The sequence below is a fragment of the Gordonia sp. (in: high G+C Gram-positive bacteria) genome (genome assembly GCF_049299075.1).
Taxonomy (GTDB): domain Bacteria; phylum Actinomycetota; class Actinomycetes; order Mycobacteriales; family Mycobacteriaceae; genus Gordonia.
On record NZ_JBAQWU010000134.1, the window covers coordinates 1 to 4,966 of the forward strand.

At 68.1% G+C, this 4,966-nt stretch carries 4 protein-coding genes; 2 read left to right on the forward strand and 2 right to left on the reverse strand.

What is annotated here, in order from left to right; translation table 11 throughout:
• Both WAW85_RS04485 and WAW85_RS04490 read right to left on the reverse strand, forming a co-directional pair.
• Positions 1-946, reverse strand: a 946-nt coding sequence (locus WAW85_RS04485; RefSeq protein WP_422558445.1) for a 3,4-dioxygenase subunit beta, incomplete at its 3' end; no start/stop codon positions are given.
• Between the two features lie 113 nt (positions 947-1,059).
• Positions 1,060-1,725, reverse strand: a complete 666-nt coding sequence (locus WAW85_RS04490) for a GTP pyrophosphokinase (protein WP_422558448.1) — start codon at positions 1,723-1,725, stop codon at positions 1,060-1,062.
• A 178-nt stretch (positions 1,726-1,903) separates the two neighbouring features.
• Between WAW85_RS04490 and WAW85_RS04495 the strand changes: the two genes are divergently transcribed.
• Both WAW85_RS04495 and WAW85_RS04500 read left to right on the forward strand, forming a co-directional pair.
• Positions 1,904-3,202, forward strand: coding sequence for a glutaminase (locus WAW85_RS04495; protein WP_422558446.1), 1,299 nt, complete (start codon positions 1,904-1,906; stop codon positions 3,200-3,202).
• On the forward strand, positions 3,199-4,854 hold the full coding sequence (locus tag WAW85_RS04500) for an ABC-F family ATP-binding cassette domain-containing protein (protein WP_422558447.1): 1,656 nt from the start codon (positions 3,199-3,201) through the stop codon (positions 4,852-4,854). The genes WAW85_RS04495 and WAW85_RS04500 overlap by 4 nt, the downstream gene beginning before the upstream one ends.
• Positions 4,855-4,966: the final 112 nt, after the last annotated feature.

Genomic DNA, 4,966 nt, shown 5'->3' on the forward strand with positions numbered 1-4,966 from the left:
GTGGTGGCCCGCCCGGCCGACCGTCGCCACCGGGGCCGCCGCCCTGGCCGCCACCGCGGCCACTCATCGCCGGAACGGTGGTGGCGTCGACGCCGACGTTTAGGCTTCCGCGATAACCCCGCGCGACGTCGCCGGTGAACGTACCCAGCTGCAGGGCGTAGCCATCGCTGAAGACCATATCCTTGTCTAAGCCGCCGATCTGCGCCAGGTTGCGCGCCGAATCGGGGTATTTGCCGCTGCGGTAGACGGTGTCGAGCATGTCCTGCGGAAAGGCGAGTTGCGAGGTGGCGATGGCATTGTCGACGTTGGTCGCCGCGGCTTTGTCCGGGTACACCTCGAAGTGAAGGTGCGTCCAGCGGCCGGGATAGCAGCCGGGCACGATGGTCTGGAAAGTCACCCGCCCGAGCGGTCCCACGGTTTGCACGCCGCGCAGAAAGGTCTCGTTCTCCACGCCCTGCGAGTACATCGAATAGCGGCCCTGCGCATCGCACTGCCACGCGTAGAGCACCGCGCCGGTGTAGGCGGCACCATCCTTGGCTAGATCGCTGACTTCGAATGTCATGGTGAGCGGTACGCCGTCGACGGGGTCTCCGCCGTCTAGGTTCGTGGTGATGTCGCTGCGCTCGATCCCGGACTGTTCCAGAATGTTGACCCCGTTGCTGCCATCGGCGGGGTAGGGGCCGTTGGTCTCCTCGGGAATCTCGCCCACGGCCGCGGCGTTCTCGGTCGACGACGCCGCGCCCGGCGTGGAGTCGCTGGAACAGGCGGACAAGGCCAGTGCCCCGGCACCGCCGCCGAGCAGGGCAAGCACCCGCCGACGGCTGAGCAGGGTGGCGATATCGAAGCCCGCGCCCTGATCGACCACCTCGTCGTCCGGCCGGGGCAACAGGCGACCTTCGAATGCCGGGCCGTCGGGAGTCTGGACGGGTTCGGGACTGCGGTGCACGCTGGTTCTCCTCGGGGTATTCACAGGCTGACCAGATCCAGTGTGTGCGGCGGACCTGGCGGCCAGTTGGCAACCGGCTGTGCGGTCGCTGTGAGCGGTGCGGGGGTCCAGGGCTATCGGTTGTTCAGGAAGTACCCGAGGACGGCGTCGTCGATCTCCAGGTCCGGGTCGTCGGGGCCGGTGGTGCCGTGCACTTCGATGTGCAGCTCCTCCATGCGGCGGTCCAGGTCGGCGGCGATCGCGGCGGCCTCGGCGAGCTCGTCGACCAGCCCGGCCGGGACCCGGCCCGCGAACTTGTAGAAGATCTTGTGTTCGGCGCTGGCCCAAAAGTCCATGGCCACGGTGCGCAGCTGCAGTTCCACCGTCACGTCGACCGGTCCGGTGGAGAGGAACACCGGCACCGACACGACGGCGTGCAGACTCCGGTATCCGTTGGGTTTTGGATTGGCAATGTAGTCCTTGATGGTCAGCACCTGCACATCGCGCTGCGAGGTCAGCGAGTCGAGCACCCGGTAGGCGTCGCTGGTGAACGCGCAGGTGATCCGGATGCCCGCGATATCAGTGATCCCTTCCCTGATCGAGGGCAGGTCCACCGGAAGCTGGCGCCTGGCGGCTTTGTTCAGGAGGCTGTCGACGGACTTGACTCGGGAATTGACGTGCTCAATCGGATTGTGCCGGTGCAGATACACGAACTCGTCGCGGAGGATCGCCACCTTGGTCAGCATCTCGTCGACGGCGAACTGATACTCCATGAGGAAGCGGCGCAGTTCATCGCGCATCTTCGCGAGCTCGCCGATCGTTGCCGGGTCCACGGGCAGGGCGGGCAATGGGTACTCCTCCAACTGGTCCTTGATGTTGCCTCCAGTGTGCCCGTCGACGTTCGGCGCCGGGTGACGATCCCCGGTGATCGGTCGGCGCGGCCAGCGACGGTCAAGGCCGACGACGTAGCCTGGACAGGTGCGTTCACCGATTCCGGACTATCTTGCCGAGGCTCTGCGATCGGTGCAGGCTGACCGCTCCGGGGCCACCGCTGACTACATTCCCCAATTAGCGGACGCCGACCCCGAACTGTTGGCGGCGGCATTGTGCACCCTGGACGGCCACGTCTATTCGGCGGGCGACTGCGGCGTCGAGTTCAGCATTCAGTCGATCTCCAAACCGCTTGTCTACGCACTGGCGCTGGCCGACCGCGGGTTCGACGAGGTACTCGGCAAGGTGTGGGTGGAGCCGAGCGGGGACGCGTTCAACGAGATCTCCCTGGAGCCCGACAGCGGCCGCCCGCGCAACCCGATGATCAACGCCGGAGCGATCACCGCGCACAGTCTCGCCGGTCCAGTCGGCGCGACGCCGGACGAGCGCTTCGCGCGGATCCTGGACGGCCTCAGCGCCTTCGCCGGCCGCGAGCTGGCGGTGGACGAGAGCGTCTACCAGTCGGAGATGACGCACTCGTTCCGCAACCGCGCCCTGGCGAACATGCTGCGTGCGCACCACATTCTGGATGAGGAACCACTGCTCGTCGTCGACGGCTACACCCGCCAATGCTCGGTACTGGTGACGGTGAACGATCTGGCGATAATGGCCGCGACCCTGGCCAACCGCGGCGTGAATCCGGTAACCGGTCGGCCGGTGGTCCCCGCACCGGTGGTCCGCCAGGTGCTCAGCGTGATGTCGACGTGCGGCATGTACGACGGGGCCGGCGATTGGATGACTCGGGTGGGTGTGCCTGCCAAGAGTGGGGTGGCTGGCGGTCTGATCGGCGCCCTGCCCGGCCAGGTGGGTATCGCGACCTTCTCGCCGCGGCTGGACGGGCATGGCAACAGCGTCCGCGGAGTGGATCTCTTCCAGCGCTTCACTGCCGATATGGGCATGCATCTGATGGACGCGCCGCGGGCCGCACCGTCGGTGATCCGGGACAGCCGACTGGTCGGCAGCGCCGCCGCCGCGATCTGGGTCTTGGCATTGCAGGGTGACCTGCGATTCGCCACCGCCGAGCGGCTGGTGCGCGCCCTCGCCGAGGATCCGCCAGCGGCGCCGCAGGTGGCAATTGACCTGGAACGGGTCCTCGCCGTTGACGATGTGGGCCGGCGCATGCTGCTGGAGGCAGTGCGCCGACTGACCCTGGACGGCCACCAGATGTATCTGATCGACCCGAACGGCGTGCTGCCCGGCCCCGACCCCGGGGATGGCGGCCGGGTGACCGTAGTGCAGGACCTCTCGGAGATCGCGGAGTCAGATCGCTCGGTGGTTCGCCGATGACGGCCACTCTGGTCGCCAAGGACGTGGCCGGCGGATACGCACAGCGGGTGTTGTTCGAGCACCTCGACCTCACCGTCGCGCCCGGCGACGTCGTCGGGGTGCTCGGCGCCAATGGTGCAGGCAAGACGACGCTGCTGCGCATCCTGGCCGGTGAACTCGCGCCGGTGGCGGGCGCCGTCTCACGCGCCCCCGCCGACGCATTTATCGGCTGGCTGCCGCAGGAGCATGAGCGCGTCGCGGGAGAGACCGTCGCGGCGTACATCGCCCGGCGCACCGGGTGCGCAGCGGCAGCCACGGCGATGGACGAGGCCGCGCAAGCGCTCGCCGATCCGAACGCGCCGGCCGCCGCCGCCGACGTGTACGCCGAAGCACTCGACCACTGGCTCGCCACGGGCGCTCCCGATCTCGATGAGCGGATCGGCGCGGCACTGGCCGATCTGGGCTTGGACGTCGGTGACACCGCGCCGGAAGAGGCGTTGATGACGGCGCTGTCGGGTGGGCAGGCCGCGCGGGTAGGACTCGCGGCACTGCTGTGCTCGCGCTTTGACATCGTGCTGCTCGACGAGCCGACCAACGATCTCGATCTAGACGGTCTGGCGCGGCTGGAAGACGTGGTGCGCGGTATGCGCGGCGGGGTGGTACTGGTCAGCCACGACCGGGAGTTCCTCGCGCGCAGCGTGACTCGAGTGCTGGAACTGGATTTGGCCCAGCAGACCAACACGATTTACGGCGGCGGCTACGACAGCTATCTCGAAGAGCGCGACGTGGCCCGACGACATCGCCGCGAGGAGTATGAGGAGTACGCCGAGAAGAAGGCCGACCTCGTGGCCCGGGCGCGCACACAACGCGAGTGGTCGAGTCAAGGCGTGCGCAATGCGATGCGCAAGGCCCCCGACAACGACAAGATCCGCCGGCGCGCGGCCTCGGAATCAAGTGAGAAGCAAGCGCAGAAGGTCCGGCAGATGGAGAGCCGCATCGCGCGTTTGGACGAGGTTGTCGAGCCGCGGAAGGAATGGGTGCTGGAGTTCACCATCGGGGCGGCGCCGCGGTCCAGTGGGGTGGTGTCGACGCTGAACCAGGCGGTTGCGCGCCAGGGTGACTTCACCCTCGGGCCGGTGTCGCTGCAGGTGAATGCGGGGGAGCGGATCGGGATTACCGGGCCGAACGGTGCCGGTAAGTCGACGCTGCTGCGGCTGCTCCTCGGTGTGCAGGCGCCCGACGCGGGCACCGCGCAACTCGGCGCCAACGTCGCCATCGGCGAGATCGATCAGTCTCGCCGGCACTTCGCCGGCGACGACGCGCTGGCCGATCGCTTCGAGTCCTTGGTTCCCGATTTCACCTCCGCCGAGGTGCGCACGCTGCTGGCGAAGTTCGGGCTGCGCGCCGACCACGTCGACCGCGCCGTCGATGAGCTCTCGCCCGGTGAACGCACCCGGGCGGCGCTCGCGCTCCTCCAAGCCCGGGGCACCAACGTGCTGGTGCTCGACGAGCCCACCAACCACCTCGACCTGCCGGCCATCACCCAACTCGAGTCGGCCCTGGACACCTACGACGGCGCGCTGCTGCTGGTAACGCACGACCGTCGCATGCTCGACACCGTCCGCGTCGACCGGCGCTGGCACGTCGCCGACGGCCGCGTCACCGAACTCTGACCGCGCGGGGCCGCCCCTGCTCGCGAGTTGAGCCGAGCCGAGGCGCTAGCCGAGGGGCGTGTCAAAAACCACGCACAAGCTATTCGAACACCTGCGTCGAACGATGTCCCAC